Source organism: Kitasatospora sp. Xyl93 (assembly GCF_055383135.1).
In genome coordinates this window covers 194838-220711 of record NZ_AP029185.1, presented here as the reverse complement: position 1 = coordinate 220711, position 25874 = coordinate 194838, and the positions used below count along the sequence as shown (strand labels likewise).

Annotated in this window: 17 protein-coding genes; 6 read left to right on the top strand and 11 right to left on the bottom strand. The window is 75.3% G+C overall.

Translation table 11 applies throughout. The annotated features are described in order from the left end of the window. Nucleotides 1-337: 337 nt before the first annotated feature. The 7 genes from ACZ5GH_RS01055 to ACZ5GH_RS01025 form a co-directional block, all read right to left on the bottom strand. Nucleotides 338-1741 carry a serine hydrolase domain-containing protein gene (locus tag ACZ5GH_RS01055; RefSeq protein ID WP_464333103.1) on the bottom strand — a complete coding sequence of 468 codons (1404 nt, stop codon included), beginning with the start codon at nucleotides 1739-1741 and terminating at the stop codon, nucleotides 338-340. Nucleotides 1742-1907: 166 nt separating this feature from the next. Then, the gene (locus ACZ5GH_RS01050) at nucleotides 1908-3233 is read right to left on the bottom strand and encodes a M1 family metallopeptidase (RefSeq protein ID WP_464336774.1); all 1326 of its coding nucleotides are present in this window, start codon (nucleotides 3231-3233) and stop codon (nucleotides 1908-1910) included. A 47-nt stretch (nucleotides 3234-3280) separates the two neighbouring features. Then, nucleotides 3281-7255 carry a Pls/PosA family non-ribosomal peptide synthetase gene (locus tag ACZ5GH_RS01045; RefSeq protein ID WP_464333102.1) on the bottom strand — a complete coding sequence of 1325 codons (3975 nt, stop codon included), beginning with the start codon at nucleotides 7253-7255 and terminating at the stop codon, nucleotides 3281-3283. Nucleotides 7256-7647: 392 nt separating this feature from the next. Beyond that, entirely contained in the window at nucleotides 7648-8511 is an 864-nt protein-coding gene (locus ACZ5GH_RS01040) for an NmrA family NAD(P)-binding protein (RefSeq protein WP_464333101.1), read from the bottom strand. After that, entirely contained in the window at nucleotides 8508-8996 is a 489-nt protein-coding gene (locus ACZ5GH_RS01035) for a hypothetical protein (RefSeq protein ID WP_387755236.1), read from the bottom strand. The genes ACZ5GH_RS01040 and ACZ5GH_RS01035 overlap by 4 nt, the downstream gene beginning before the upstream one ends. Before the next feature lie 113 nt (nucleotides 8997-9109). After that, on the bottom strand, nucleotides 9110-9631 hold the full coding sequence (locus ACZ5GH_RS01030; RefSeq protein ID WP_387755239.1) for a MarR family winged helix-turn-helix transcriptional regulator: 522 nt from the start codon (nucleotides 9629-9631) through the stop codon (nucleotides 9110-9112). A gap of 56 nt (nucleotides 9632-9687) precedes the next feature. After that, nucleotides 9688-10869 (bottom strand): FAD-dependent monooxygenase, encoded by a 1182-nt coding sequence (locus tag ACZ5GH_RS01025; RefSeq protein WP_464333100.1) that lies wholly within the window; start codon nucleotides 10867-10869, stop codon nucleotides 9688-9690. A 187-nt stretch (nucleotides 10870-11056) separates the two neighbouring features. Between ACZ5GH_RS01025 and ACZ5GH_RS01020 the strand changes: the two genes are divergently transcribed. Next, the gene (locus tag ACZ5GH_RS01020) at nucleotides 11057-11662 is read left to right on the top strand and encodes a TetR/AcrR family transcriptional regulator (RefSeq protein ID WP_387755243.1); all 606 of its coding nucleotides are present in this window, start codon (nucleotides 11057-11059) and stop codon (nucleotides 11660-11662) included. A 52-nt stretch (nucleotides 11663-11714) separates the two neighbouring features. Here ACZ5GH_RS01020 and ACZ5GH_RS01015 read toward each other — a convergent pair whose 3' ends face one another. Further along, on the bottom strand, nucleotides 11715-12389 hold the full coding sequence (locus ACZ5GH_RS01015; protein ID WP_387755246.1) for a TetR/AcrR family transcriptional regulator C-terminal domain-containing protein: 675 nt from the start codon (nucleotides 12387-12389) through the stop codon (nucleotides 11715-11717). 131 nt (nucleotides 12390-12520) lie between these two features. Here ACZ5GH_RS01015 and ACZ5GH_RS01010 point away from each other — a divergent pair, with 131 nt between their 5' ends. Both ACZ5GH_RS01010 and ACZ5GH_RS01005 read left to right on the top strand, forming a co-directional pair. After that, nucleotides 12521-12853, top strand: a complete 333-nt coding sequence (locus ACZ5GH_RS01010) for a hypothetical protein (protein ID WP_387755249.1) — start codon at nucleotides 12521-12523, stop codon at nucleotides 12851-12853. A 233-nt stretch (nucleotides 12854-13086) separates the two neighbouring features. Then, nucleotides 13087-14706 carry an alpha/beta hydrolase gene (locus ACZ5GH_RS01005; protein ID WP_387755252.1) on the top strand — a complete coding sequence of 540 codons (1620 nt, stop codon included), beginning with the start codon at nucleotides 13087-13089 and terminating at the stop codon, nucleotides 14704-14706. 562 nt (nucleotides 14707-15268) lie between these two features. Here ACZ5GH_RS01005 and ACZ5GH_RS01000 read toward each other — a convergent pair. Continuing rightward, a complete protein-coding gene (locus tag ACZ5GH_RS01000; RefSeq protein WP_387755254.1) occupies nucleotides 15269-16000 on the bottom strand; it encodes an ABC transporter ATP-binding protein in 732 nt (243 codons plus the stop codon). A 420-nt stretch (nucleotides 16001-16420) separates the two neighbouring features. Here ACZ5GH_RS01000 and ACZ5GH_RS00995 point away from each other — a divergent pair, with 420 nt between their 5' ends. The 3 genes from ACZ5GH_RS00995 to ACZ5GH_RS00985 all read left to right on the top strand — a co-directional run bounded on the left by ACZ5GH_RS00995 (nucleotide 16421) and on the right by ACZ5GH_RS00985 (nucleotide 23740). Beyond that, complete coding sequence (locus ACZ5GH_RS00995) at nucleotides 16421-19765, top strand: ABC transporter permease (RefSeq protein WP_387755257.1); 3345 nt, start codon at nucleotides 16421-16423, stop codon at nucleotides 19763-19765. Further along, nucleotides 19762-22608: a hypothetical protein gene (locus tag ACZ5GH_RS00990; RefSeq protein WP_387755259.1), complete on the top strand. Its 2847-nt coding sequence runs from the start codon at nucleotides 19762-19764 to the stop codon at nucleotides 22606-22608. The genes ACZ5GH_RS00995 and ACZ5GH_RS00990 overlap by 4 nt, the downstream gene beginning before the upstream one ends. Nucleotides 22609-22753: 145 nt before the next feature. Next, the gene (locus ACZ5GH_RS00985; protein ID WP_387755261.1) at nucleotides 22754-23740 is read left to right on the top strand and encodes an ABC transporter ATP-binding protein; all 987 of its coding nucleotides are present in this window, start codon (nucleotides 22754-22756) and stop codon (nucleotides 23738-23740) included. A 78-nt stretch (nucleotides 23741-23818) separates the two neighbouring features. Here ACZ5GH_RS00985 and ACZ5GH_RS00980 read toward each other — a convergent pair whose 3' ends face one another. Together ACZ5GH_RS00980 and ACZ5GH_RS00975 are read right to left on the bottom strand one after the other, a co-directional pair. After that, a complete protein-coding gene (locus tag ACZ5GH_RS00980; protein WP_387755263.1) occupies nucleotides 23819-24001 on the bottom strand; it encodes a hypothetical protein in 183 nt (60 codons plus the stop codon). A gap of 166 nt (nucleotides 24002-24167) precedes the next feature. Continuing rightward, entirely contained in the window at nucleotides 24168-25718 is a 1551-nt protein-coding gene (locus ACZ5GH_RS00975; protein WP_464333099.1) for an AMP-binding protein, read from the bottom strand. Nucleotides 25719-25874 lie beyond the last annotated feature (156 nt).

Below are 25874 nucleotides of genomic sequence, written 5' to 3'. Positions count from 1 at the left end.
GGGCAGCACGATCGGCGGTGCCGTGGATCGCCAGGGCACCGTCCCGGTCCGCAGGCGGTTGGGCATGGACGCGAACCGGTCCCCGTATGTCTCTCCGAGCCGGTTGGCATTTATGTTGCGGCCCGGGGGATCGCAGATGTGCACCTGTTGAATGGGACCACCCGTGGCCCGGCGGTCATCTGCCCGGCACCGGGCGGTCGTCCGCCGAGGGTGGACAGCAGACGCCACGGGGGCGTACGGCCGTGCCGCACACCCCCGTCGTCACCTCGCGGTTGTCAGATCGCGCTCGTCACGCCGCTGCTTTCACGCCGCTGTGGTGCCGGTCGCGACGCGCGGCTCAGAAGGCCCGCCAGCCCTCCGGGTCGACCCCGCCGGGGACGGCGCCCGCCGGTCCGTACGGCTCGCGGGTGTAGACGAAGGAGCCGATGTCGAGGTGGCTGACCGTGCCGTCGGGGTGGCGGACCACCCGCAGGGTCTCGCCCGCGTAGTAGTTCTCCGCGCCGGTCCAGGTGCCGTCCGGCTCGGGCAGGAACCGCGAGCCCCGGCCGGTGCCGGTGAGCGGGGTGAGCTCCAGCACCCGCCCGGGCAGCAGCCGCAGGGCGGCCGGGGCGGCGCCCCAGTACCAGGGGCCGGTGAGCTCCAGCAGCTCGTCGTCCACCTCGCTCAGCGGGCGCCACGGTTCGGGCAGCCGGGGTTCGAGCTCGGCGGTGAGCGTGATCAACTGGGCGGCCAGCGACGCGGCGCTGGCGCCGCTGGTGGCGTTGGAGAGGGCGTACGCGGCCAGGCCGTCGGCCTCGCTGATCCACAGGCCCGCGGTGAAGCCGGGCATCGAGCCCGTGTGCCCGTACAGCAACCGGCCCTCGTGGCGGCGCAGTTGCAGGCCGAGGCCGTAGCCGCCGGCCCACTCGGTGTCGTCCGGGGCGACGGCGGGGCGGCGCATCTCGGCGAGGGTGTGGGCGGACAGCACCTTGTCGTCGCCCGCCGTCAGGAATGCCGCCCAGCGGGCCAGGTCGGCGACGGTGGACCAGAGTTGGCCGGCCGGGCCCATCAGGCCGGTGTCGGTGAGCGGCTCGGGGAGCATGACGTCGGCCCAGGGGTGGACGGCGAAGCCCCCGGCGTGCGGGTGCTCGGGGAGCAGTGTGGTGCGGTCCATGCCGAGCGGGGCGAGCACCTCGCGGCGCAGCACCTCGCCCCAGGTCTCACCGCGCAACCTCTCCACCAGCGCGCCGAGCAGCGCGTAGCCGGTGTTGGAGTAGTGGAACACCCGCCCTGTCGGGTGCTTCGACGGCCGCTCGGCCTCCAGGAGGTCGCCGAGTTCGGGGCGCAGCGTGCCCTCGGTCCGCTCCCACCAGGGGGCGGGGGTCTCGGCGGTCAGGCCGGAGGAGTGCGAGAGCAACTGGGCGACGGTCGCCCCGTCGGCGGGGGTGCCGGGCAGGTGGCGGGAGAGCGGGTCGGCGAGGTCGAGCAGGCCCTCGTCTCGCAGCCGCAGCACCAGGACGGCGACGAAGGTCTTGGTGAGCGAGCCGATCCGGTACTGGACGTCCGGGGTCGGCGCGTGCCCGTCGACCATGCTGCGGGCGCCGCTCCACACCGGCTGCCCGTCGCGCAGCACCCCGGCGACCATCGAGGGCGTGCGTCCCTCGGACTGGGCGACGGCGAGCCGGTGCAGCAGGGCGCGGCGGGTGGCGGGCAGCAGCTCGTGGGGCGGATCGGTCAGGTGGGCTTCTGGACTCATCGACATGTGCACGGACAGTAGCCCAACCCGGCCCCGGGGCCGACCGAATAACCCGCCGAGCACTCCGGGCGAACAACGTGGCCGATCACTCCGGCCGATCACCCCTGCCGAGTGCCCCTGCCGAGCGCCCCCAGCCCGGACGGTCCTGGAGACACCGGCCCGGCCGGCGCGCTCAGTCCGGCAGCGCCGGCAGCTCCGGCCGCTCCAGCCAGGCCTCGAACAGCGGGCCGAGCGGGACGGCGGTGTACCGGGCGGCGTGCGCGCGCAGGTCGGCGGTGGTGACCACGCCGTGCCGGTTGGCGCCGGTCCAGTCCCGCAGCATCGCGAAGAAGGCGTCCTCGCCGAGGGCCCGCCGCAGCGCGTGCACCACCAGCCCGCCGCGCTGGTACAGCCGGTCGTCGAACATCAGCTTCCGGCCCGGGTCGCCGAGCCGCAGGTCCTGCGGCAGCCCGGCCAGCAGCCGGTGCGCGGCGGCGGCGTGCACGGCCGCGCCCGGGCCGCCGGCGTGCTCGGACCAGAGCCACTCCGCGTACTTGGCGAAGCCCTCGTTGAGCCAGATGTGCCGCCAGTCGGCGATCGTGACGCTGTTGCCGAACCACTGGTGGGCCAGCTCGTGGGCGATCAGCCGCTCGCGCTCCCAGCCGCCGCCCAGGTGGTTGGTGCCGAAGGTGGCGACGCCCTGCGCCTCCACCGGGACGTCCAGCTCCTCGTCCGCGACCACCACCGCGTACTCGCCGAACGGGTACGGGCCGAAGACGTCGCCGAAGTACGCCGCCATCTCCGGCTGCCGGGCGAAGTCCCGGGCGAACGCGGCGGCCAGGCGCTCCGGCACGTAGCCGGTCTGCGGCACGGCCGGGCGCACCGCCAGCGGCACCGGCCGGTAGTTCCCGATCGACACCGTCACCAGGTACGTCGGGGTGGGCGCGCTCTGCTCGTACACCCAAGTGGTGCTGGAGGCCCTGGTGGTGCGGGTCAGCAGCCGGCCGCCGGCCACCACCGTGAACGGGGACGGCGTGGTGACCGCCAGCTGGTAGGCGGCCTTGTCGGCGGGCCGGTCGTTGCACGGGAACCAGGACGGCGCGCCGACCGGCTGGCTCGCCACCAGCGCGCCCTCGGTCAGCTCCTCCCAGCCCAGGCCGCCCCACGGGCTGCGCACCGGGCGCGGGTTGCCGGTGTAGTGCACCTCGACGGTGAACGCCGCGCCCGGCGCGAGCGCCCTGGCCGGGCGGATCCGCAACTTCCCCGCGCGGTGGGTGTAGCGGGCGGCCCGGCCGTCGACCAGCACCCGCCCGATCCGGAACTCGGCGAGGTCGAGCGCGAACTCCGCCAGCGCCGCGTCCGCCACCGCGCTCAGCCGGGCCGAGCCGGCCAGCCGGTTGGGTCCGGGCCGGTAGTCCAGCGCCAGCTCGTAGCGGTGCACCCGGTAGCGGTGGTCGCCGCTGTTCGGGAAGTACGGGTCCGGGGCGGCGGCGGCCGCCGGGACGTGCTTGGGCTTCACGGGGACGTGCGCTTCCTGCGGGCCGGGACGGGGGGACGGGGAGGTGGTCACGACGTGGTCTGCCACGCCTCGATCGGATTGCCCAGCCACCGCGTGTCGGCGGGGACGGACTCGGCGCGCATCACCAGCGACGCCGGGCCCAGCGTGCTGCGCGCGCCCACCGTGCTGCCGGGCAGCACGATGCCGCCCGGGCCCAGGGTGGCGCCCTCGCGGAGGACCACAGTATCCATCCGCATGATCCGGTCGTGGAAGAGGTGCGTCTGCACCACGCAGCCCCGGTTGATCGTGACCCCGTCGCCGAGGGTGACGAGGTCGGCCTCCGGCAGCCAGTAGCTCTCGCACCAGACCCCGTGCCCGACGTGCGCGCCGAGCGAGCGCAGCCACAGGTTGAGCACCGGGGTGCCCGGCACCGCGCCGACCAACCACGGCACCGCCAGCATCTCCACGAAGGTGTCCGCCAGCTCGTTGCGCCACACGAAGCCGCTCCACAGCGGGTGCTCCACCGCCCGGAACCGTCCGACCAGCAGCCACTTCGCCGCCACCGCGACCAGGCAGGCCACCGTACCGGCGGCCAGCAGCACCAGGCCCGACAGCAGCGCGGCGGCCGGCGGCGAGCCGGCCGCCAGCCAGGACAGCGCCGCCACGGTCAGCAGGCCCAGCGCCCCCGAGGCCAGCACCGGCACCAGCCGGCCCAGTTCGACCAGCCCGCGCGCCCACAGCAGCCGGGCCGGCGGCTCGTAGGTCAGGCTCTGGTCGGCCCGGTCCGCGGAGCGCGGCAGCCGCATCGGCGGCATGCCCAGGTACGAGCCGCCCTTCTTCGCCTTCGCCGGGGTCGCCGACAGCACGCCCACCAGGCCGCGCTTGGGCACCGCGCGGCCCGGCGCGGTCATCCCCGAGTTCCCGAGGAACGCCCGCTCGCCGACCTTCGCCTCGCCGAGCCGCACCCAGCCGCCGCCCAGCTCGTACGGGGCCATCAGGGTGTCGTCGGCCAGGAACGCGCCGTCGCCGACCGTCGTCAGGCTGGGCAGCGCCAGCACCGTGGACACCTCCGCGCCCCGGCCGACCCGCATCCCGAGGGCGCGCAGCCACAGCGGCGTGACCAGGCCGGCGTAGAGCGGGAACAGCACCTCGCGGGCCCGGTCCATCAGCTGGGTGACGGTCCACGCCTGCCAGCCCACCCGGCCGTGCAGCGGGTGCGTCCCGGGCACCAGACCGATGCTCAGCAGCCGGACCAGCACCACCAGCTGCGCCGCGTACACCGCGCCGAACGCCAACGTGGCGGGCAGCAGGCCGAGCAGCGCGCCGCCGAGCGCCGGGCCGAGGGCCGCGCCCTGGTCGACGAACCGGGACAGCACGGCCAGCGCGGCGAGCGCGGGCGGAACCGGGAGCAGGCCGAGCACGGCACCGCTGGCGCCGTACAGCGAGGCCCAGCGGGCCCGGCGGACCGGACGCTCCTCGGGCCAGTCGCGCTCGGCGCGGCCCAGCTTGACGGCGGGCGCGCCGCCCCAGCGCTGGCCGGTCGGCACCTGGCCGGTGACGCTGGAGCCGGCAGCCACCCGGGCGCGCTTGCCGACCCGGGCGCCGGGCAGCAGCGTCGAGCGGGTGCCGACCACGGCGCCGGAGCCGATCTTGACCTGGCCGATCAGCAGCCGGTCGCCGTCCAGCCAGTAGCCGCACAGGTCCACCTCGGCCTCGACCGCGCAGCCGCGGCCCAGCTTCAGCATCCCGGTGACCGGCGGCAGCGAGTGCAGGTCCACCTCGGGCGCGACCTTGGCGCCCAGCGCCCGGGCGTAGCGCACCAGCCAGGCGCCGGACAGCGAGTCCGCGCCGGTCAGCTCGGCGAGCCGCTCGGCGGTCCACAGCCGCAGGTGGACGGAGCCGCCGCGCGGGTGGCTGCCCGGGCGCACGCCGCGCAGCAGCAGCCGGGCGCCGCCCGCCGCGACGGCCAGCCGGCCCGGCGGGGTGAACAGCGCGAGCGCGCCCGCGCCGACCCACCACCAGGAGGCGGTGGGCGCCCACGGGTAGTCGCCGAGGTGGGTGAGCAGGTTCCCGGCGGCCAGCAGGGCCACCGTCCAGCGCAGCCCGACGACGGTGAACAGCGGGATCAGCAGGAACAGTTGGAGGAGCTTGGCCCGGGTCGGCACCAGGGTGACGGGGCGGGCCTCGGTGCTCTCGCCGGCGCTGCGCTCCAGGTGCCGGGCGAGCTTGCGCAGTGTCGGGTGCTGGTAGACGTCCAGCACGGCCGCGCTCGGGTAGCGGGTGCGCAGCAGGGTGGTCAGCCGGGCGGCGGCCAGGCTGCCGCCGCCGATGGCGAAGAAGTCGTCGCGCGGGCCGCCGACCCGGACGCCGAGGATCTCCGACCACTGCTCGGCCAGCCAGGCCTCGGTGCCGTAGAGCTGCTCGCCCGGGCCGGCGGTCTCCAGCTCGGGCAGCGGCCAGGGCAGGGCGTTGCGGTCGACCTTGCCGGAGGTCCGGGTGGGCAGGGCCTCGACGGTCGCCAGCAGCGGCACCAGGGCGGCGGGCAGCTCGGCGCGCAGCCGCTCGACGGCCTGCTCGCGGTCGAAGCCCTCCTGGACCACCAGGTAGCCGACCAGCAGCTGGTTGCCGCCGCGCGCGGTCCGTACGGCGGCGGCCGCGCCCGCCACCCCGGGCAGGGCCTGCAGGGCCGCGTCGACCTCGCCCAGCTCGATCCGGCGGCCGCCCAGCTTGATCTGCTCGTCGGTGCGGCCGAGGAACATCAGGCCGGCCGGGTCGGCCTGGACGAGGTCGCCGCTGCGGTAGGCGCGTTCCCAGCCCAGCGAGGGCAGCGGCGCGTACTTCTCGGCGTCCTTCTCCGGGTCGAGGTAGCGGGCCAGGCCGACCCCGCCGATCACCAGCTGCCCGGTGCCGCCGGGCGCGACCGGCCGGCCGGCCTCGTCCACCACGGCGAGGTCCCAGCCGTCCAGCGGCAGGCCGATCCGCACCGGGCCCTCGCCGGTCAGCAGGGCGGCGCAGGCGACCACGGTGGCCTCGGTGGGGCCGTAGGTGTTCCACACCTCGCGGCCCTCGGTGACCAGCCGCTGCACCAGTTCGGGCGGGCAGGCCTCGCCGCCGAAGATCAGCAGCCGCACCTCGTTGAGCGCCTCGGCCGGCCACAGCGCGGCGAGCGTCGGGACGGTGGAGACGACGGTGATCTCCTGCTCGGCCAGCCAGGGGCCGAGGTCGGCGCCGCTGCGCACCTGGGAGCGGGGGACCGGTACCAGGCAGGCGCCGTGCCGCCAGGCCAGCCACATCTCCTCGCAGGAGGCGTCGAAGGCCACCGAGAGGCCGGCCATCACCCGGTCGCCGGGGCCGATCGGCTCCTCCTGGAGGAAGAGCGCGGCCTCGGCGTCCACGAAGGCGGCGGCGTTGCGGTGGGTGACGGCCACGCCCTTGGGCCTGCCGGTCGACCCGGAGGTGAAGATGATCCAGGCGTCGTCGGCCGGCGTGGGGCGGCGCTCCGGGGCGGGCGCGCGCTCGGCCGTCGTCGTCAGGCCGCGCCCGGTGCCGAGCACGGCGGCGACGGCGGCCTCGCCGAAGACCAGCTCGGCGCGCTCGTCCGGGTCCTCGGCGTCCACCGGGACGTACGCGGCCCCGGCGGCGAGCACCGCGAGGATCGAGACGTAGAGGTCGTTGGTGCCGGAGGGGACGCGCACGCCGACCCGGTCGCCGGGGCCGATCCCGGCGGCGGCCAGCCGGCGGCGCAGCTGCTCGACCTCGGCGGCCAGCGCGCGGTAGCTGAGCACGGTGCGGCCGTCGTCCAGGGCGGGTTCGTCGGGGTGGGCGCGGACGGTGGCGTCCAGCACGTCGACCAGGGTGCGCGGCGCGGTGGCCGGGCGGCCGGGGAACAGGGCGAGTTCCTGCTGCGGCTGCTGCCGCTGCACCGGCTGCAGCGGCTGCTTCGGCGCGGCCTGCGGCGCCGGCTGCTGCGGGGCCGGCTGCTGCGGGGCCGGCTCCTGCGGTGGCGCGGCGTAAAGCTCCGGGTGGCTCGGTTCAGCTGTCATGGCAGCCGTGCGCTCCTCGTCCTCGCCCCGTTCCGACCGATGCCCGGCCCCTGGGGCGGTGGGAGCACCGCCTGATCGGGTGACCCCACTCCGGGGCCGGAGCGGACAACCCGACCGATGGTAGCCCGGGTCCGACGACCCGGCAGGAGCGGGAACTCGGCCCAACTGGCTCTGAAATGACCGAATCTGACGTCACGTCAGCCGACAACTGAGGCTTCGTGTCATCGATGTGACGAGACGTCAGCGGAGTTGACGGAGCGTCAGGTTGATTTTCCGACCGTGACCCACGCCACACGGAGTGCTGCTCCCTCCGGGTGGCGGGCCGGGTCTCCCGGGTCTCCCGGGCCGAACCGTCCGGTCCGGGAGACCCGGCCCGCCGTGCTGCCCGGCGGTCAGCGGAACCGGTGCAGGTTCTCGCCGAGGAAGGCCTCCAGGGTGCGCGGGGCGCGTCCGGTGAGGCGGCGGAAGGTGTCGTCCGGCGTCTCCTCGCGGACCACCGCGAGCCGCTGGATCTCCACCACGTGGGTGGCCAGCCAGTCCGGCATCCCGGCCCGGCCGACCAGGTGGGCGTGCAGCTCGGCCGGGCTCAGGTCGAGGTAGCGGACCGGCCGGCCGAGCAGCTCGCTCAGCAGCGCGGTGAGCTCGGAGTGGCTGTAGGCCCGTCCGCCGGTGAGCGGATAGCTGCCGCCGGCCAGTTCGGGGCGGGTGAGCACCTCGGCCGCGGCGTCCCCGACGTCCCGGACGTCCACGTAGTTGCACCGCGCCTGCCCCAGCGCGCCGTGCACCACCCCGGCGGCGATGCCGGGGGCCAGGAGCAGCAGCTTCTGCATGAACGCGTACGGCCGCAGGACGGTCGCCGTGACGCCGGAGCGCCGAAGCCGCTCCTCGATCAGGTGGTGGCCGCGGGAGACGGCGACGGGGGAGTCCGGCTCGGCGGCGGGCGCCGAGACCTTGACGATGTGCTCCACTCCGCAGTCGACCGCCGCCTCGATCGCGTTCAGCTCGTACCGGACCTGCTGCGGGCCGTTGGCCATGGTGAGGAGGAGCTGGTGCGCGCCGCGGAACGCCGTGCGCAGGGAGGCCGGGTCGGCGGCGTCGGCCGGGGCGGTGGTGGTCCGGGCGAGCGTGTGCCCGTCCAGTGCGGCGGCCAGTCGGGCGGGGTCGCGGCTGAGGGCGCGGGTCGGCGCGCCGAGCGCGGCGAGGCTGCGCAGGGTGGCGCCGCCGGTGGCGCCACCGGCGCCCATGATGACGATCATGACGTCTGCCTTTCGGGTCGGGGTGCGGCGGGGAGCCGGTGCTGAGCCGTACGGGCGGAGCGGCTGCCGCGCCAGCGCCAGGTGGTGATGGTGGCGGCGATCGCCGAGGAGACCGCCAGGTCGAGCGGGAGCCGACGCGGCCACGGGCTGTCGGCGAGGGCCGGGAGCTGCGGCAGCCAGTGGCCGGCGGCGAGGCCGACGGCCAGGCCGAGCGCCGCGGCGAACAGGCCGAGGGCGGCGGCCGCGAGCGCGCGCGGGGTCCGGGCGGGCCGGCTCCGGGCGGGGCGGCGGCGCAGCACGGCGCCGAGTGCGGCGGCCACCAGGGCGGAGGTGCCGCCGATGGTGGTGAGCGCGGCGGTCACCAGCTGCGGTTGGCCGGTGAGGGCTCCGCCGGCCCCGGCGGTGGCGGCGGGCATGGCGTAGGCGGCCAGGACCTCGCGCCACAGGACGAAGGGCGGGGGAGCGCCGGGAGCCTTCTTGCTCATGGGCGGAGCTTCCTCTCATAGGTGCTAAGGTGCCTAAGTATTTGTGCTTAGGTGCCTAACTATCCGGGCTGAAAGGAGGCGGGCCGCCGTCCGGCGGCCCGCCTCGGTGCGGATCAGTCCTCGGTGAGCGCGTCCATGCCCGCGACCACCCGGGCCAGCAGCTCCAGGAAGGTGGCGCGCTCCTCGACGGAGAGGCCGCCGACCAGGGCCTGCATCCGGGCGAAGTGCTCGGGTGCCAGTTCCCGCAGCCTGTCGGCGCCGCGCGCGGTGAGGATCACCACGTTGCCGCGGCCGTCCTCGGTGGACGGCCGGCGGGCCACCAGGCCCTCCCGCTCCAGGCCGTCGACCAGGCCGGTCACCGTCGCCCGGGAGACGCCGAGGCTCGCCGCGAGCTGGGAGGGCGACTTCTCGCCGCCGTGGTCCTCCAGGTCCGCCAGCAGCCGGTAGCGGCCGGTGGAGAGGCCGAAGCGGCCGAAGTGCACCTCGCCGGCCTGGCCGATCCGGGCGCCCGCCGCCATCAGCCGGGCCGCGACCAGGATCGCCTGCGGATCGGCCGTGAGGCCGTAGCGGGCGATCTGGCGGCGGGCCTGGTCGAGGCTGGGGGCGGTGGGTCCGCTCTCGGGCTGCTGGGTCACGAGAAGTAATATGGCGCCTAATCTGATTCCCGGTCAAGTGGGCCGGGGCCTCGGGCCTACGCCAGGGTGGCGCGCGGCGCGATCCGGGGCGGCGTCCAGTCGGCGTGCCGCAGCGCGGACCGGACCATCGCGCCGGGCGGGGTGAGCCGGATCGCGGCGTTGCGCAGGCCGACCGCCAGCGGGTGGGCGAGCTGCTGGCCCATCCGGCCGGCCCGGCGGGCGTCGCGGGCCACGGTCTGGCTGCGCGGGCGGCGGGCCGCGTCGTAGTGGGCGAGCGCGCCCTCGACCGTCCGGGACCCGGCGAGGGCCGCCGCCAGGGTCACCGCGTCCTCCAGGGCCTGGCAGGCGCCCTGGCCGAGGTGGGGCGTCATGGCGTGCGCCGCGTCGCCGAGCAGGGCGATCCGGCCCGAGACGTAGGACGGCAGCGGGGTGGCCAGCGCGTTGACGTCGTGGTGCAGCACCGCCTCCGGCCGGGTCGCGGCCAGCAGCGAGGGGATCGGTTCGTGCCAGCGCCCGAAGCGTCGGCGGACCTCGGTCAGCGGGTCCCGGTAGCGGACCCCGGCCGGGGCGTTCAGGACCGCGTGCCACTCGGCGGTGCCGTCCGGGAAGGCGATGTGGCCGAACTCCGCGCCGTGGCCCCAGGTCAGCTCGAAGTCGGCCTTCAGCCCGTCGATCGGGCGCTCGGTGATCGCCCGCAGCACCGTCGAGCCGCTGTACACCGGCCCGGGGTGGTCGGGGAAGAGGCGGCGCCGGAGCCGGCTGTTGATGCCGTCGGCCGCCACCAGGAGGTCGGCCTCCAGGGTGGTGCCGCCGACGCCGACCCGGACCCGGAACGGCCGGGTGGTGTCCACCTCGGCTACCTCGGTGCCGATGACGAGTGACTTGGCGGGCAGCGCCTCGCGCAGGATGCGGTGCAGCGCCGCGCGGGGGATGCCGACGATCGGTGCGCCCAGCTCGCGTTCCAGGGCCGCGCCGTCCATCGCGGCGAGCCGGCGGCCGTCCGGGGTCCGGGTGCCGCCGGTGTACTGGCGGCGGGCGGCCGCCTCGACGGCCTCGCCGACCCCCAGGGCGGCGAGCGCGCGCATCCCGTTGGCGGCCAGGGAGATGCCGGCGCCCGCGTCGTCCAGGACGGCCGCCCGCTCGACCACGGTCACGTCCCACCCCGCCAGCCGGAGCCCGATCGCGGCGGCCAGCCCGCCGATGCCGCCCCCGACCACCACCGCGCTGTTGCCGCTCATGCCCGGTCCTTCCCGTGTCGCCGCGCTGCTTTCTACAGCTGTAGAAGGAGCGTACTACGGGGCTGCCGACGGGCGGACGGGGGTGGGGGCGGGGCCGCCCGGGCAGTGCGGCGGCCGGCGGCGGTCGGCGGCCGGGCCGGTCCGACGGGATGCGCGGTGGACGGCGCGGCCCCGGTAGAAAGGGGGGATGCGGCGACACGAGGACCAGAAGCGCGACGATGCGGGACGGCCGGACCGGCGGACGGTGTTGGCGGACGCCGCGATCGGGGTGCTGGCGGACCTCGGCGTGCGCGGACTGACCCACCGGGCGGTCGACGCGGCGGCCGGGCTGCCGGTCGGGACCACCTCGGCCTACCTGCGGACCAGGCAGGCGCTGCTCACCGCGCTGGTGCGGCGGCTGGTGGAGCTGGACCAGGGCGAGCTGCACGCCATGGGGCAGCAGGTGCCGGTCCGTTCGGCGGAGGAACTGGTGGACGGGATCCGGGAGTTGATGCGGCGACGGCTGTCCGGCGACGGGCGGCGGCGCTCGCTCGCCCGGTACGCCTGCGCGGTGGAGAGCGTACGCGACCCCGAGCTGCGCGAGATCCTCGTCCCCCGGGAGAACGCCGGGCGCGCCGCCGTCCGCGGGTTCCTCGCGGACCGGGGCGTGGCCGACCCGGACGGACGGACCACCACGTTGCTGGCCTGCATCGACGGCCTGGTCTTCGAGCACCTGGTGGGTGGCGGCGAGCCCGGGGCCGACGCGGTCCACGGGCTGGTGGCGGCCGCCCTCCGGGAGGCGGTCGCGGGCTGAGACGGGGTCGGCCGACCCCGTCCCGCGGGACGGCCGGCTGTGAGCCGTCCGATCAGGCCCCGGCCGCTCGGGCGTGCGCCAGTTCGGCGGCGTACCCGGCCAGCAGGATGCGCAGCGTGCGCCGGAAGCACTGCTCGGAGTCGAGGCCCTCGCCGGTCGCGAAGGCCCGCGCCAGGTGGGGGTAGACCTCCTGGTCCAGTGCGGCGAACTCCTCCGGGCGGGGCTCGGTGCCTTCGTGGTGGGGCGTCTCGCCGACCTCGCCCAGTGTGTGCCCGATGGTCCACCGGACGACGGAGTTGAGCACGTCGAGCGCGTCGCCGAGCGGGACGCCGTCCTCGTGGAGCACCGCGATGCCGCGCTCCAGCAGGGCGAGGGAGGCCGGCGTGGCGGCCGGGCGGGTGGCCAGCACGGTGAGCATGGCGGGGTGGTCGAGCAGCAGCCGGCGCAGCTCGACGGCGAACTCCCCGACGACCGCCGTCCACGGGCCCTCGGGTTCGGTGAACAGGCTCCCGGCCGACAGCTCCAGCAGGCGCTCCACCATGCCGTCCAGCAGGGCGGCCTTGCTGGGGACGTAGTAGTAGAGCGTCATGCCCTCGACGCCGAGCGCCGCTCCGAGTTTGCGGTTGGAGAGCGCGGCGAGGCCGTGCTCGTCGACGTAGGCGAGCGCGGCGTCGATGACCTTCTCGCGGGTCAGTCCCGTCCGCGGGCGGGTGCGCCGGGTCGGCATCGGTTCCTCCTCCGCCCCGGTGTGCTCCGGCCGGGGCTGTGCGGCTTGGGCCTTGACAAGTCTTGCAGTGCAAGAAAACAATACTCGGCGTCAACTTCTTGCACTGCAAGAAAAACTCTGGGGAGGATGCCGTGCAGCTCGTCGCCGTGATGGTGCGCAAGCTCAACGAGGGTGTGGAGTACGGGGAGTTCCGCAAGGCATGGATCCCGGACGAGGTGTTCCCGGACGACCCGCGCACCCGGGTGATCAGCGCCACCGCGCTGGAGGACTCGCGGGAGATCGTCACCATCGCGCTGATCGAGGGCGACCACGACCCGGAGTCCGTCGAGGCCTGGACGGAGCGGGTGGCCCCGGTCGAGGCGCGCCGCTTCGAGCGGATCAAGGACCTGGTCGGCCCGCCGAGCCTGAACGCCGTCTACCAGGTCGTCGCCGAGGACGACCTGTCGCGGCCGATCGCGCGATAGCGGTAGCCCCCGGGGTGCGGGCACGGGGATTCCGCACCCCCGGCCGACCGGCGGCCGATCGGCGACGCGGATGACACGCCATCAAATCAAATCAACCGTCAAGTTGGTTCATTCACAGAATGTTTCTCGACGGTTTCCGTGTCGGGCGGATGATTTGCGCCCCTCCCAGGTCTTCACACGGAGATCTCCGGCTGACAGGCTGGGGCCGCCCTTTTCAGTACCGAGGAGGTTCCTTGTCCCGCATATCCACGCTGGCCGGAGCGGTCACCTGCGCTCTCGCACTTGTCACCGGCACCGCCGTCGCCGCGTCGGCGGCGCCCGTCGACCAGGCCCCGGGCCTGCTCGAGGCGAAGGTCGACCCCGTCGCCTGGACGCCGTGCAACCCGGATCCGACCAAGCCGGACCCCGGTATCTACGACTGCGCCGTGTACCCCGTGCCGCTGGACTACGACAACCCGTCGGGTGAGAAGATCGGCATCGCCATGATGCGGCGGCGGGCGAGCGACCCGTCGAAGCGGATCGGCTCGCTGTTCCTCAACCCCGGCGGCCCGGGCGGCAGCGGTTACCTGTGGGCGACGACCAGCCGCTTCGGCGCCGAGGTGCAGTCCAAGTTCGACCTGGTCGGCTTCGACCCGCGCGGCGTGGCCCGGAGCAACCCGCTCAAGTGCTTCAAGACCCAGGAGGACGCCGACGCGGTCAACAACCGCATGGTCGGCGTGCCGGTCACCAAGGCCGAGATCAACGAGACGCTGGACGCCGACCAGGACTACACCGACGCGTGCAGCAAGAACGCCGGCCCGCTGATCGAGCACATGTCGACCATCAACGTGGTGCGCGACCTCGACCGGATGCGCCGCGCCGTCGGTGACTCCCAGCTCACCTTCGCCGGGTTCTCCTACGGCACGCTGATCGGTTCGACGTACGCCAACATGTACCCGAACAAGGTCCGCGCGATCATCGTCGACGGCAACGTCGACCCGAACCTGCGCCTGCACAACGGCCTGGAGTACGACCGCCAGCGGGCGAACGGCTTCGAGCTGGCCCTGGACGAGTTCCTCAAGCGCTGCCAGGCCGCCGGCGCCCCGCGCTGCGCCTTCGGCGAGGGCGACACCCGGGCCAAGTTCGACCAGCTCCGCGACCACCTGCGGACCAGCCCGATCACGCTGCCGAACGGCTCCAAGGTGACCCTCAGCAGCTTCACCGGCGAGGTCGCCAGCGCCCTGTACTCGCAGGCCAAGCTTGCCCCGCTGGCCAAGTCGCTGCAGGCCACCTACCAGGTGTTCCAGAAGCCGGCCGCGACCGCCCTGCTGGCCCCGCAGGCGAACGTCTCGGACGAGGACGCCAACCTGCTCTCGGTGGACGTCCCGCGGGCGGCGCTGCGGGAGGCCCCGGTGGACTCCGAGTACACCGCGGACGACTCCTACCTGGCCGTCAACTGCCAGGACAAGCCGTACCCCTCCAACGACCGGGTGTTCGCGAACGCGGCCAAGGCGTGGGAGAAGGACATGCCGACCTTCGGCCGCTACCAGGCCTTCGACGCGCCCGCGTGCGCGAGCTGGCCGGCCCCGGCCCGGGACGCCGAGCGCTTCTCCGGCCCGTGGAACAAGAAGACCTCCAACACCGTGATGGTGATCGGGAACCTCTACGACCCGGCCACCCAGTACAAGTTCGCCGAGCGGATGCAGCAGCAGCTCGGCAACGCGGTGCTGGTCAGCGTCGACTCGATCGAGCACTGCGCCGTGGGCCGCAGCCAGGCGCTGAACCAGCTGGTCACCCGCTACCTGGTGGACGGCACCGCGCCGGCGCCCGGCCAGCTGCTGAAGCCGGACGCGGAGATCTTCCCGGCGGTCTGACGGAACGGCCCCCGGTGACCCGGGGGCGGATGTGACGGTCGTGGTGGTCGGCTTCGCAGCCGGCCACCACGACCGTTTTCTGCGGACGAGTTCCCGGAGGGTCGGAAATGCGCGGAGAACGCGGCAGTGGATCGCCGTCGAACCTCCGGCGGAGTGGAATCCGGCGAGTTGTCGGCGACCGTGGCCCATGCCACTGACCATGGGATTCCGGTGCGAAGCCGGAGGCCGCCGCGGGGCGGCCCCGCCGAGAACGACGTACTGTCGCACCGTTGACAAAGAGATTCCCACGGCCGGAACTCCGCGTCGGCGTGCGGGCCGTCGGCTTTCCCGGGGTCGGGAAGGTGGGGGCGGCTCAGGTGGGGTGGGAATTCTCCCGGCGGCGGCCCGAGACCCAGGGCCCGTCCTCACCGCCGGCGCCCCGCGGGCATGGGAAGGCGCCGCAGGCGTGGGGATGAACGGCAGGCGTGCGGAGGGAACCCCGCGGGCGTGCGAAGGGCACCCCGCGGGCGTGGGGAGGCACCCCGCCTCCCCACGCCCGTGACCGACCCCGGGGCCCGCTCCGCTAGGCGGCCTGTTCCGCCGCCTCCTCGATGATCCGTCCGTCCCGGACCTCGATCACCCGGTCGGCGAGCCCCATCAGCGTCGGGTCGTGGGTGGCGACCAGCACCGTGACGCCCTCGCTGCGCACCACGGCGCGCAGCAGTTCCATGATCGAGCGGCCGGTCTCGGAGTCCAGCTGACCGGTCGGCTCGTCGGCGATGATCAGGCTGGGCTCGTTGGCCAGCGCACGGGCGATGGCGACGCGCTGCTGCTGGCCGCCGGAGAGCTCGCCGGGGCGCTGGTTGGCGTGGTCGGCCAGGCCGACCAGGGCGAGCAGGGCGTGGGCGCGCTCCTCGCGCTCGGCGGCCGGGGCCTTGCGCAGCCGCATGGGCACGCCGACGTTCTCGGCGGCGGTGAGCATCGGGATCAGCCCGAAGGACTGGAAGACGAACCCGATCCGCTCCCGCCGAAGGGCGAGCCGGCCGTCCTCGTCCAGTCCGGCGAGGTCGGTGCCGTCCAGCGCGATGGTGCCGCCGGTCGGTGTGTCCAGGCCGCCGACCAGGTTGAGCAGGGTGGTCTTGCCGGAGCCGGAGCGGCCCTTGAGCGCGGCGAGTTCGCCGCGACCGACGGTGAAGGAGACGCCGCGAAGGGCGTGCACGGCGCGCTCGCCGGTGCCGAAGCTCCGGCGGAGGTCGGTCACGGCCACCATCGGCCGGGTGGTGGTGTCGACAGTGGCGGCCTGATGCTGCGTCATGCGGCGTCCCCCTGTGGGCGGCGTGGCGGCCCGGTTCCATCCGGATCCCGTCCGGTTCTACGGATATGACTGCTCCGGCGGTTCACGTTCCCGGGCCGGAAACCGAGAAGGCGGTTCCCGGGTCAAAAGGGTGCGCCGAAGCCGGAGTTGTGAAGTGTGCATGGCATTCAAGCGGGGGCATCCCCGGCCCGGATGCTACCAAGGAAAGGAATTTGCTCACTGCTTACTTGATTCGCGCAAGTCCCTTCCGTTCCCGGATCGAATCTGACAGCATCGTCCGCTATCCGGCGACCGATTGCCGGGGATCAATGCGCCGGTGTGCTCCCGATGTGTCCGTCCGCGGCCGAGTTGTCCTCGGATCGGATCGACGAGCGGGGCCCGGGATGCAACCGGGGACCGTGAATCCGGGGGAGGAACTTGATGCTCGGCTTCGTCGTGCGCCGACTGCGCGGGCGAGTGCCGCTGGCTGCCGCCGTTCTGGCGGCGGTGCTGATCACCACGTCCGTGCTGACCGCCTTGGTCGCCTTCAACAGCAGCGTCGGCGAGGCCGGCCTGCGACAGGCGCTCCAAGGGTCCGGTCACGCCCGGACCACGGTGGCGGTGACCGGTGAGCACGGACTCGACCAGCGGACCAAGGACGAGGCGGCCGTCGCCGCCTACCGGCAGAAGCTCTTCGGCGACCTGCCCGTCCGCACCGACAGCCTGACGCGCAGCCGTTCCTACGGCCTGCCGGTCTCCGGCACCGCCGCGGACGGCGCACCCGCCAACGGCAGTGCCCCCAACGGCGCACCCGCCAACGGCACCGCCACGGGCGGCGCCCCCGCGGGCCAGGCCGCCGGTGCCCCGCTCGACCTCACCGTCCTCGCCGACCTCGACCGCGGCCGGGTCCAACTGCTGGCCGGCGCCTGGCCGGCCGCCGCCACCGCGCCGGTGCAGTCCGCCGCCCCGGAGGCCGCCGTCCCGCAGAGCCTGCTGCGCCGGCTCGGCCTGACCGAGCAGGCCCTGCCCGCCGAGGTCCGGATCGTCGACCGGACCGACGGCAAGCCGCTGACCGTCCGGATCACCGGCGTCTACCGGGCCACCGACTCGACCGCCCCGTACTGGCGGATCGACCCGGTCGGCGGCCACGAGATCGAGGTCGGCGGCTTCACCACCTTCGGGCCGATGATGGTCGACCGGAGCGCCTTCACCACGGCCGGCCTGCTCCAGAGCGGCGCCGGCTGGTCGCTGGACGCCGACTTCTCCGGCACCGACCGGGCCACCGCGCAGGCCGTCGGCGACCGCGCCCGGGCCCTCTCCGAGGAACTGCGGCGCACCGCCTCGCTCGGAGCGTCGACCGAACTGCCGGACATCATGAACGAGTTGTCCGCCAGCATGGTGGTCGCCCGGTCCACCCTGCTGATCGGCGCCCTCCAGCTGGCGGTGCTCGCCGCCGCGGCCCTGCTGCTGGTCGTCCACCTGATCGCCGCGCGGCAGGAGTCCGAGAACGAGATGCTCGCCGCGCGCGGCGCCTCGGCCGTCCGGCTCGGCTCCTTCACCGCCCTGGAGTCGCTGCTGCTGGCCCTGCCCGCGGCGGTGTTCGCGCCGCTGCTGACCCCGGTCCTGGTCCGCGCGCTGGCCGGCCTCGGCAGCTCCCGGCAGATCGCCCTGGACACCGGCATCAGCTGGTCGCTCTGGCCGGTGGCCGTGGTCTGCGCGTTCGCCTGCATCCTGCTGGCCACCGTGCCCAGCGTGGTGCGCGGCCTCGGCGCCGCCCTGCGCCGCCGGGCCGGCCGCCGCCAGGCCGTCGTCTCCGGCGTCGCCCGCAACGGCGGCGACCTCGCCGTGCTCGCCCTGGCCGCGCTCGCCTACCAGCAGCTCGACCAGTACGGCGGCGGGCTGTCCCCCGACTCCAGCGGCCGGCTCGACGTGGACCTGCTGCTGGTCGCCACCCCGACCCTCGCGCTCTGCGCCGGCACCCTGGTGGTGCTGCGGCTGCTCCCGCTCGTCGCCCGGCTCGGCGCCCGCGCGGCGGCTCGGGGCCGGGGCCTCGGCCCCGCCATGGTCGGCTGGCAGCTGGCCCGCCGGCCCGGCCGGGCCACCGGCCCGGTACTGCTGCTCGTCATGGCCGTGGCCACCGGTGTCCTGGCACTGGGCCAGCACGCCACCTGGACCTCCTCCCAGCGCGACCAGGCCGCCTTCACCACGGCCGGGGGCCTGCGGATCTCCGGCTCGCACAACTCCCTGATGGGCCAGGGCGGCCGCTTCGGCAGCCTGCCCGGCGGCGACCGGGTGCTCCCGGTGGTGCGCGACGAGCAGCCGCTGCAGGGCGGCGCCGGCCAGCTGCTGGCCGTGGACGCCGCAGCCTTCGCGGAGCGCGTCCCGGTCCGCTCCGACCTGATCGACGGCCGCTCCGGCGCGGAGGTGTTCGGAAGTCTCGCCGCACCGGCCGTGGCCGGCATCCCGCTGCCGGGCCGGCCGCTGCGGATCGACGCCGACATCGCGGTGAGCCAGCCGGGGCAGGCCTCCGCCTGGCGCAACCCCGTCCACCCCGAGGTCCGGCTGCTGCTGCGCGACCGGTTCGGCCTGGTCTACAAGGTCCCGTTCGGCGACCTCCCGCTGAACGGCCAGGTCCGCACCTCGATCCGGCTCGGCGCGCTGGTCGACGCCCCGGTGGGCTCGGTCGCCGCTCCGCTGACCGTGGTCGGCGCGACCGTCGCCTTCAGCGACCACGACGCCGGCGAGGTCACCGTGCGGAACCTGGCCGTCTCGGAGTCCGCCGACGGACCGTCGACCGCCGTCCCGGTGCCGGCCGGTGCCGCCTGGAGCCTGAAGCCCCCGGCGGCCCGCTCCGCCGCGGAGACCTCGCCGGTGGCCGCGCTCGACTCCGAGAAGGCCGCCGCCGACAGCCTGTTCACCGTCCGCTACCGCTCCGCCAGGGGCATCGGCGACGCGGTGCGCGCCGTCCTGACCCCGGCCGGTTCGATCGGGTCGGCCGCTCCGGCCACCGTCGGCGCCGTCGCCACCCGCGACTACCTGAAGGCCGTCGGAGCGTCGGTCGGCGACACCCTCCAGGTGCCGTTCAGCGGGGTCGTCGTCCCGGTCAAGGTGACCGCCGCGGCCGAGGCCGTGCCGGTGGCCGGCCGCCGGGCCCTGGTGATGGACCTCGGCACCGTCGCCCGGGTGCTGTCCGTCCAGGACCGCAACCTGCCCACCCGCACCGAGTGGTGGCTGCCCGCCACCGGGCCGGGCGACCGCGCCCCGGCCGAGACCGCCGCCGCCCTGCGCGGCGCCCCCGGGAGCCAGGACCTCGCGCTCTACGAGGAGGTCGCCGACGGCCTCCTCGGCGACCCGGTCGGGGCCGCCCCGCAGAGCGCGCTGATGGCGATCGCCGTCGTCACCGGGATCCTCGCCGCGATCGGCTTCGCGGCCGCCGTGGCCGGCTCCGCCCACGAGCGCTCCCGGGACTCCGCGCTGCTGCTCGCCCTCGGCGCCCCGCGCAAGCAGGTCACCCGCACCGTCGCCGCCGAGAACGCGGTGCTGGTCGGCCTCGGCGGGATCGTCGGTCTGGCCCTGGGCGCCCTGCTGGTGCGGCTGATCGTGCCCTTCGTGGTGCTCACCCCGGCCGCCCGCCGCCCGTTGCCCGAGGCCCTGGTCGAGCTGCCGATCGGTCAGGCGCTGCTGTTCGCGGCCGCGATCGCCGTCGTCCCGCTGCTGTCGGCCTTCCTGCTCGGACGCCGGCGCCGGGACGTGGCCTCCCGGCTGCGCCACGTGGAGGAGATGTGACCACCGAGTCCGGCACCACCGTGCCCACCCCCGAGCCCGCGCCCGCGTCCGGGCCCGTGCGTGCCCACCGGCCCGCGCCCTGGGTCCGTACCAGGCTGCGCGCGATGCCGCTGGCCGCGCTGCTCACGGCGGCCCTCGTCCTCGTCACCGTGTTCCTGGCGTCGGCCTACCCCCGCGTCGCGGACCGGGGCGCGGACACCGCGCTCCAGGAGTTCACCCGCAGCCTGGGCGCCGGCGTGACCAACCTGGAGTACACCGCCGAGACGGCCCGGATCGACACCGGGGCGGACCTGGAGGCGATCCAGCGGAAGCTGGACCAGCGGATCGGACGGGACCTCCCACTGCTGCCGTCGGCCCAGACCTACGGCACCCGGGTCAAGACCGAGCGCAAGATGTTCAACCCCGGGTTCACCCGGATCTCCGACAACGCCGTGCCGGGCCTCGGCCTGTACTACCTGCACGGCCTCGCGGACCGGACGACCCTGACCGCGGGCACCTGGCCGGGCCCCGCCCCGGCCGACGGCCCGCTGCCGATCGCACTGAGCCAGCAGGCCGCCGAGACCATCAACATCAAGGTCGGCGACGTCATCGAGAGCGGCACCGACGGGCCCTTCACGCTGCGCACCACCGTGGTCGGCCTCTACCGGGTCAACGACCCCCAGGACCCGTTCTGGGAGGGACTCGGCTGTCCGGCCAGGGCCTGCCTGGGCCTCAAGGGCGACGCCGCCTGGTACTGGACCACCGGCTTCGTCGACGGCGGCAGCCTGCCCGCGCTGTCCGTCTGGGGCGGGAGCGGCCAGAACTTCTGGCGGCTGCCCGTGGACCCCGGTCCACTGCGCGCCGACCAGCTCGACCGGACCCGCGCGACCCTCGGCTCGTACATGGCCGGCCCCGGCATGACCGCCCTGGTCGACTCGACCCTCCGGGCCGACCTGCACGCCACCTCGCTGATGCCGGACGTCCTCGCCCGGGCCGCCGACCGCTACCGGGCCGCGGGCCCGCTGGGCGCCGTCGGGCCCGCCGGGGTCGCCGGTGTCGCGGTCGTCGTGCTCTGCCTGGCCGCGGCGCTCAGCACGGACCGGCGCACCGCCGAGATCCGGTTGCTCCAGGCCCGCGGCGGCTCGCGCGGCGGAGTGCTGCTGCGGCTGCTCGGCGAGGGCGCGGTGACGGTGCTGCCCGCGGCGGTGGTCGGCACGGCCCTCGCGCTGGTGCTGCTGCCCACCCCGCGCTGGGGCGACTCGGTGCTGCTCGCCCTCGCCGTGACCCTGTTCGCGATCCTCGCCTTCCCGGCCCGGGCCGCGCTGCTCTGGGCGCGTCCCCGGGCGGCCGGCGGCTGGCGCCGGGTGATCGGCGAACTCGCCGTGCTGGGCGTCACCGCCGCCGCCGTGGCCGAGGTCCGCCGTCGCGGCGTCGGCCACCCGGGCAGCGACGTGGACCCGCTGCTGGTGGCCGCCCCGCTGCTGCTCGCCGTCTCCGGCGGCCTGCTGCTGGCCCGGATCGAGCCGGTCGTGGTCGGCTGGCTGGCGGCACTCGCCGGCCGCGGCCGCGGACTGGTCGGCTTCCTCGGCCTGGTCCGGGCCGCCCGCGACAACTCGGGCCGGCGCCGGCCCTCCGCGCTGCCGCTGCTCGCCCTGCTGATCGCCGTCACGGCCACCGGCTTCGGGGCCACCGTGCTCGACACGGTGGACCACTCCCGGACGCGTGCCGCGCGCATCGCCACCGGCGGCGACGTGTCCGTCAGCGTCCCGACCTACGCCGGCCTGCCGGAGGCCTTCACCAAGGCGGCCGGCGAGCTGCCCGGCGTCCGGGCCGCGACCGGCGCCTGGGTCGAGGAGCGGGCCACCTTCATCGGCGGCGACCGGGTCAGCACCGACGCCATCCTGGTGACGGTCGACCCCCAGGCCTACGCGGAGATCTCCCGCACCGCCGGGGTCGGCGAGTTCGACCCGGCCGCGCTGGCCGCCGCGCCGGCCGGCCAGGACGCCCCGGTGCCCGCGCTGTTCAGCCGGGACCTGGCCGACCGGCTGGCCGCGGGTGCGCCGCAGGTGCGCACGCCCACCGGGAGCCAGCTGGCCACCGCCGTCGCCGGGATCGTCACCGCCACGCCCGCCCTGGCGGATCCCGGCAAGCCGTTCGTCGTGGTGCCGGCCGGCCCCGCCACGGAGCGCCTGCCGGAGCTCAGGCGGGCGAGCAAGGTGAACAAGTGGTTCGCGGTCGGCGACGTCGACCCGGACCGGGTCCGCGCCCTGCTCATCGAGCGCGGCATCGCCACCGGCGTGAACCTGGGCAAGCACGCCCGACTGGTCGACGAGGAGGCCAGGGCGGCCGGAAAGACGTCCGGCGGCCTGCCTCCCGGCTACGCGGTGCACAGCAGCCGCGAGAAGATCGCCGAGCTGGCCGCCGACCCGGTGCAGCACGCCGCCGGACGGATGTTCTGGTACGCGGGCTTCGCCGCCGCCGGATTCGCCCTGCTGGCCGTGCTGCTGACGCTGCTGCGGGCCGCGCCGGACCGTACGGCGGTGCTCGCCCGGCTGCGCACCATGGGCCTGCGGCCCCGGCAGGGGCTGGCGCTGATCATCGCCGAGTCGCTGCCGCAGACCCTGGCGGCGGCCGTCGGCGGCGGCCTGGTCGCCCTGGCCGCGGTCGCGCTGCTCGGGGGCGCCTTCGACCTCTCGGCGCTGGTCGGCGCCACGGTCGGCGAGACCCTGGCCCCGGCGGTGCTGCCGGTGCTGCTGCCCACCGCCGGTCTGACCCTGGTGGTCTGCCTCGGCGTGGTGCTGGAGACACTGGTCGCCGGACGGCGCCAGATCGCCACCGAACTGCGAGCGGGGGAGCGGCAATGAGGCCGGGAACGGCGGCGGCCGGTGACGCGGACGGAGGGCCGCGACCGGCGGACGGGAGCGGTGCACGGCCCGTGCCGGGCCCCGCGGCCGCCAGGACAGTGGAGAACGGTGCGATGAAGCGGACAGTCGAGACAGGAGACGAGCGGTGAAGAGCACTCCCCAGGAGCGGACGGTCGCCGAGGCCCCCAGCCTCCAGGAGCTCCAGCAGCGGGCGCTGGCCGCCGCCTCGCCGAAGGCGTACGGCGAGGGCGCGGCCATCGTCTGCGACCGGCTGGTCCGGATCTTCAGCGCGGAGGGGGTCGAGGTCCAGGCGCTCCAGGGCCTGGAACTGACCATCCGACAGGGCGACCTGGTCGCCCTGGTCGGCGCCTCGGGCAGCGGCAAGTCCACCCTGCTCACCATCCTGGCCGGGCTGGACGTGCCGACCGCCGGCACCGCCACCGTGGCGGGCTGCGACCTGCTGGAGATGTCGGTCAAGGAGCGGCTGCGCTACCGGCGCGAGGTGGTCGGCTTCATCTGGCAGCAGACCGCCCGCAACCTGCTGCCCTTCCTCACCGCGGCCGAGAACATCGCGCTGCCGATGCAGCTGCGCGGCCGCTCGGGCGCCGGCGGGGCCAAGCGGCAGGCCGCCCGGGTGGCCGAGCTGCTGGAGGCGCTGGACATCGGCGAGCTGGCCCACCGCAAGCCCCACGAGCTCTCCGGCGGTCAGCAGCAGCGGGTGGCGATCGCGGTCGGGATGGCCAACAACCCGCCGGTGCTGCTCGCCGACGAGCCCACCGGCGAGCTGGACTCGGAGACCGCCGGGATCATCTTCGAGTCCTTCCGGACCGTCAACCGCGAACTGGGCGCCACCGTCGTGATCGTCACCCACGACCCGATGGTCGCGGGCGAGGTCCGCCGCACGGTCGCGATCCGGGACGGGCGCACCGCCAGCGAGGTGCTGCGCCGCACGGTGACGGACGAGCACGGCGAGGAGTCGGTGAACGAGCGCGAGTACGTGATGCTGGACCGCGGCGGCCGGGTGCAGCTGCCGGTCAAGTTCCTGGAGTCGCTCGGCATGGAGCACCGGGTGGCGGTGGACCTCGCGGCCGACCACATCGAGGTCCGGCCGGACGACATCGCGGGCCACTGATCCGGGCCGCTCCGGGATCGGGCAGGCCGGGTCGGCAGGTCGGGACGGGGAGGCGGCGGCCGCCGCCTCCCCGGACGGTCAGCCGTCGCCGCCCGTCCGCTGGAAGAGGCCGCTGCCCTCGGCGTCCGTACGGAGGTCGGGCGGCGCCTCCTGCGCGGCGCGCTCGCCGCGGGAGGTGGCGGTGCAGAGGGCGAAGACGATCAGCGCACTGGCCGCCACGGCGAGGATGCCCAGTGCGGTCAGGACGCGTAGCCAGGTCAAGGTAGTGCCTCCTGGGGAACGGTGCGGCCCACACCGACGCGCGCGACGCCGCCCGGGAGGTATCGGCAGGTCGGGCCGCACGGTCGAGTGTCCACGGACGGTTCTTCCCGCCGGGTGGTGCACAAGAGGCCGCCCGCGTGGGCGCTCGAAGCACTCGCGGGGCGCGTCACGCCGTGTCGCACGCCCCTGCGGTGGCGGGCGCTCGTCCGGCCCCGTCGTCCACCTGGGCCCTCAAGGAGCCGAGGTCCGGCTTCCCGAGGCCGTTCAGCGGGATCGCGGGAAGCAGCAGGAGCGTGTCGGGGGCGCACGAGCCCAGGCCGCGCGCCCGGGCCCACCGCTGCAGCTCCCCGGCCGTCAGCCGCGAGCCGGGGGCGAGGGCGACGGCGGCGTGCACCCGCTCCAGGCGGTCCGGGTCGGTGGTGGTGAACATCACCGCCTCGCGGACCTCCGGGTGGGAGAGCAGCGGCTCCTCGATCTCGCGGGGGAACACATTGAGCCCCTCGACGATGGCCATCGGGTCCCGCCGCCCGGCCACCGTCAGATAGCCGGCCGCGTCCAGGCTGCCCAGGTCCCCGGTGTGCAGCCAGCCGCCCCGGAGCACCCGCTCGGTCAGCTCCGGTTCGCGCCAGTAGCCGGCCATCGCGGTCGGCGTCCGGACGCAGATCTCCCCGGTGCGGTTCGGCGGCAGCTCCGTGCCGTCCTCGTCCAGGATCAGCAGTCCGGTGTCCGGGTACGGGCGGCCGGCGGTGGTCAGCAGGCGCGGCGCCAGGTGCTCGTCCGGGCCCAGCCGGGTGACCGGCCCGCACTCCGTCAGGCTGTAGGTCTGGTGCAGCACCCGGCCCAGCCGCCGGGTCGCCTCGGCCAGGCGCCGCGGCGAGGGCGCGCAGCCGGTGTAGCCGACCCGGCGCAGGCTGCCGGTGTCGGTGGTGGGCAGCAGCGGGTGGTCCAGCAGCCGGTACAGCAGGTGCGGCGGCAGGTAGACCCGGCTCACCCGGTACCGCTCGACCGCGGCCAGCACGGCGCCGGCGTCGAACTCGTCCTGCATCACCACCGTGCCGCCGGCGGCCAGGGCCAGGTCCGCCGAGGTGCCGCCGCCGTGGCAGAGCGGGGTGCACAGCAGGAAGACGGACCCGGACAGCAGCGGCGGGCGCGGCGGACGGGCGAAGCGGCGCAGCACCCCCTTCGGGCGCCCGGTGGTGCCGCCGGTGAAGCGCACCGCCATCACGTCCTCGGGCCGGTAGCGGGCTTCGAACGGGGCGGGGGAGAGGCCCGCGGCGAGGTCCAGCAGGTCGGTGCCGAGCCCGGGCGGCGGCGGGCCCAGGGAGAGCAGGACGGCCGAGGGCACCGCCCGCGCGATCCCGTCGGCCGCCGCCGCGTACCGGCCCGGGTCGAAGACCAGCGCGGACGTCCCGGCGAACTCCGCCAGCGCCACCTGCTCCGCCACCGGCCCGTCCGGGAACGGCATCGCCACCCGGCAGCCCAGCAGGTTCGCGGCCAGTCGCACCAGCAGGGCCTCCGGCCGGTTCCCGGCCAGCACCGTCACGCCGTCCCCGCGCCCGAGCCCGGCCCGCTCCAGCGCGCGGGCGGTGCGGTGCACCAGGTCCAGGCACCGCCGCCCGCTCCACGCCTCGTCCCCGGCCCGGATCGCCACCCGGCCCGGATCGCGCGCCAGCCCGTCCAGCACCTGCGCGGTGTACGTCGCAGCGGCCTCCGCCATGGCCCACCCTCCTGTCTGACGGTGCGTCAGCCTAGTGGACGGCGGGCCCGCGGACGCACCGCGGCCGCCCCGGCCGCACGGGCACCGGTGGGCGCGGGTGAGCGGTGGCCGGGCGTTGTTGTTAGGGTTCCCGGTCGGACGTGAACGGGGGTTCGG

Bases quoted from the DNA above. Each gene is read 5' to 3' on its own strand.
- ACZ5GH_RS01055 (WP_464333103.1), bottom strand. From the start codon at position 1,741: ATGTCGATGAGTCCAGAAGCCCACCTGACCGATCCGCCCCACGAGCTG.
- ACZ5GH_RS01045 (WP_464333102.1), bottom strand. From the start codon at position 7,255: ATGACAGCTGAACCGAGCCACCCGGAGCTTTACGCCGCGCCACCGCAG.
- ACZ5GH_RS01040 (WP_464333101.1), bottom strand. From the start codon at position 8,511: ATGATCGTCATCATGGGCGCCGGTGGCGCCACCGGCGGCGCCACCCTG.
- ACZ5GH_RS01035 (WP_387755236.1), bottom strand. From the start codon at position 8,996: ATGAGCAAGAAGGCTCCCGGCGCTCCCCCGCCCTTCGTCCTGTGGCGC.
- ACZ5GH_RS01025 (WP_464333100.1), bottom strand. From the start codon at position 10,869: ATGAGCGGCAACAGCGCGGTGGTGGTCGGGGGCGGCATCGGCGGGCTG.
- ACZ5GH_RS01020 (WP_387755243.1), top strand. From the start codon at position 11,057: ATGCGGCGACACGAGGACCAGAAGCGCGACGATGCGGGACGGCCGGAC.
- ACZ5GH_RS01015 (WP_387755246.1), bottom strand. From the start codon at position 12,389: ATGCCGACCCGGCGCACCCGCCCGCGGACGGGACTGACCCGCGAGAAG.
- ACZ5GH_RS01000 (WP_387755254.1), bottom strand. From the start codon at position 16,000: ATGACGCAGCATCAGGCCGCCACTGTCGACACCACCACCCGGCCGATG.
- ACZ5GH_RS00995 (WP_387755257.1), top strand. From the start codon at position 16,421: ATGCTCGGCTTCGTCGTGCGCCGACTGCGCGGGCGAGTGCCGCTGGCT.
- ACZ5GH_RS00975 (WP_464333099.1), bottom strand. From the start codon at position 25,718: ATGGCGGAGGCCGCTGCGACGTACACCGCGCAGGTGCTGGACGGGCTG.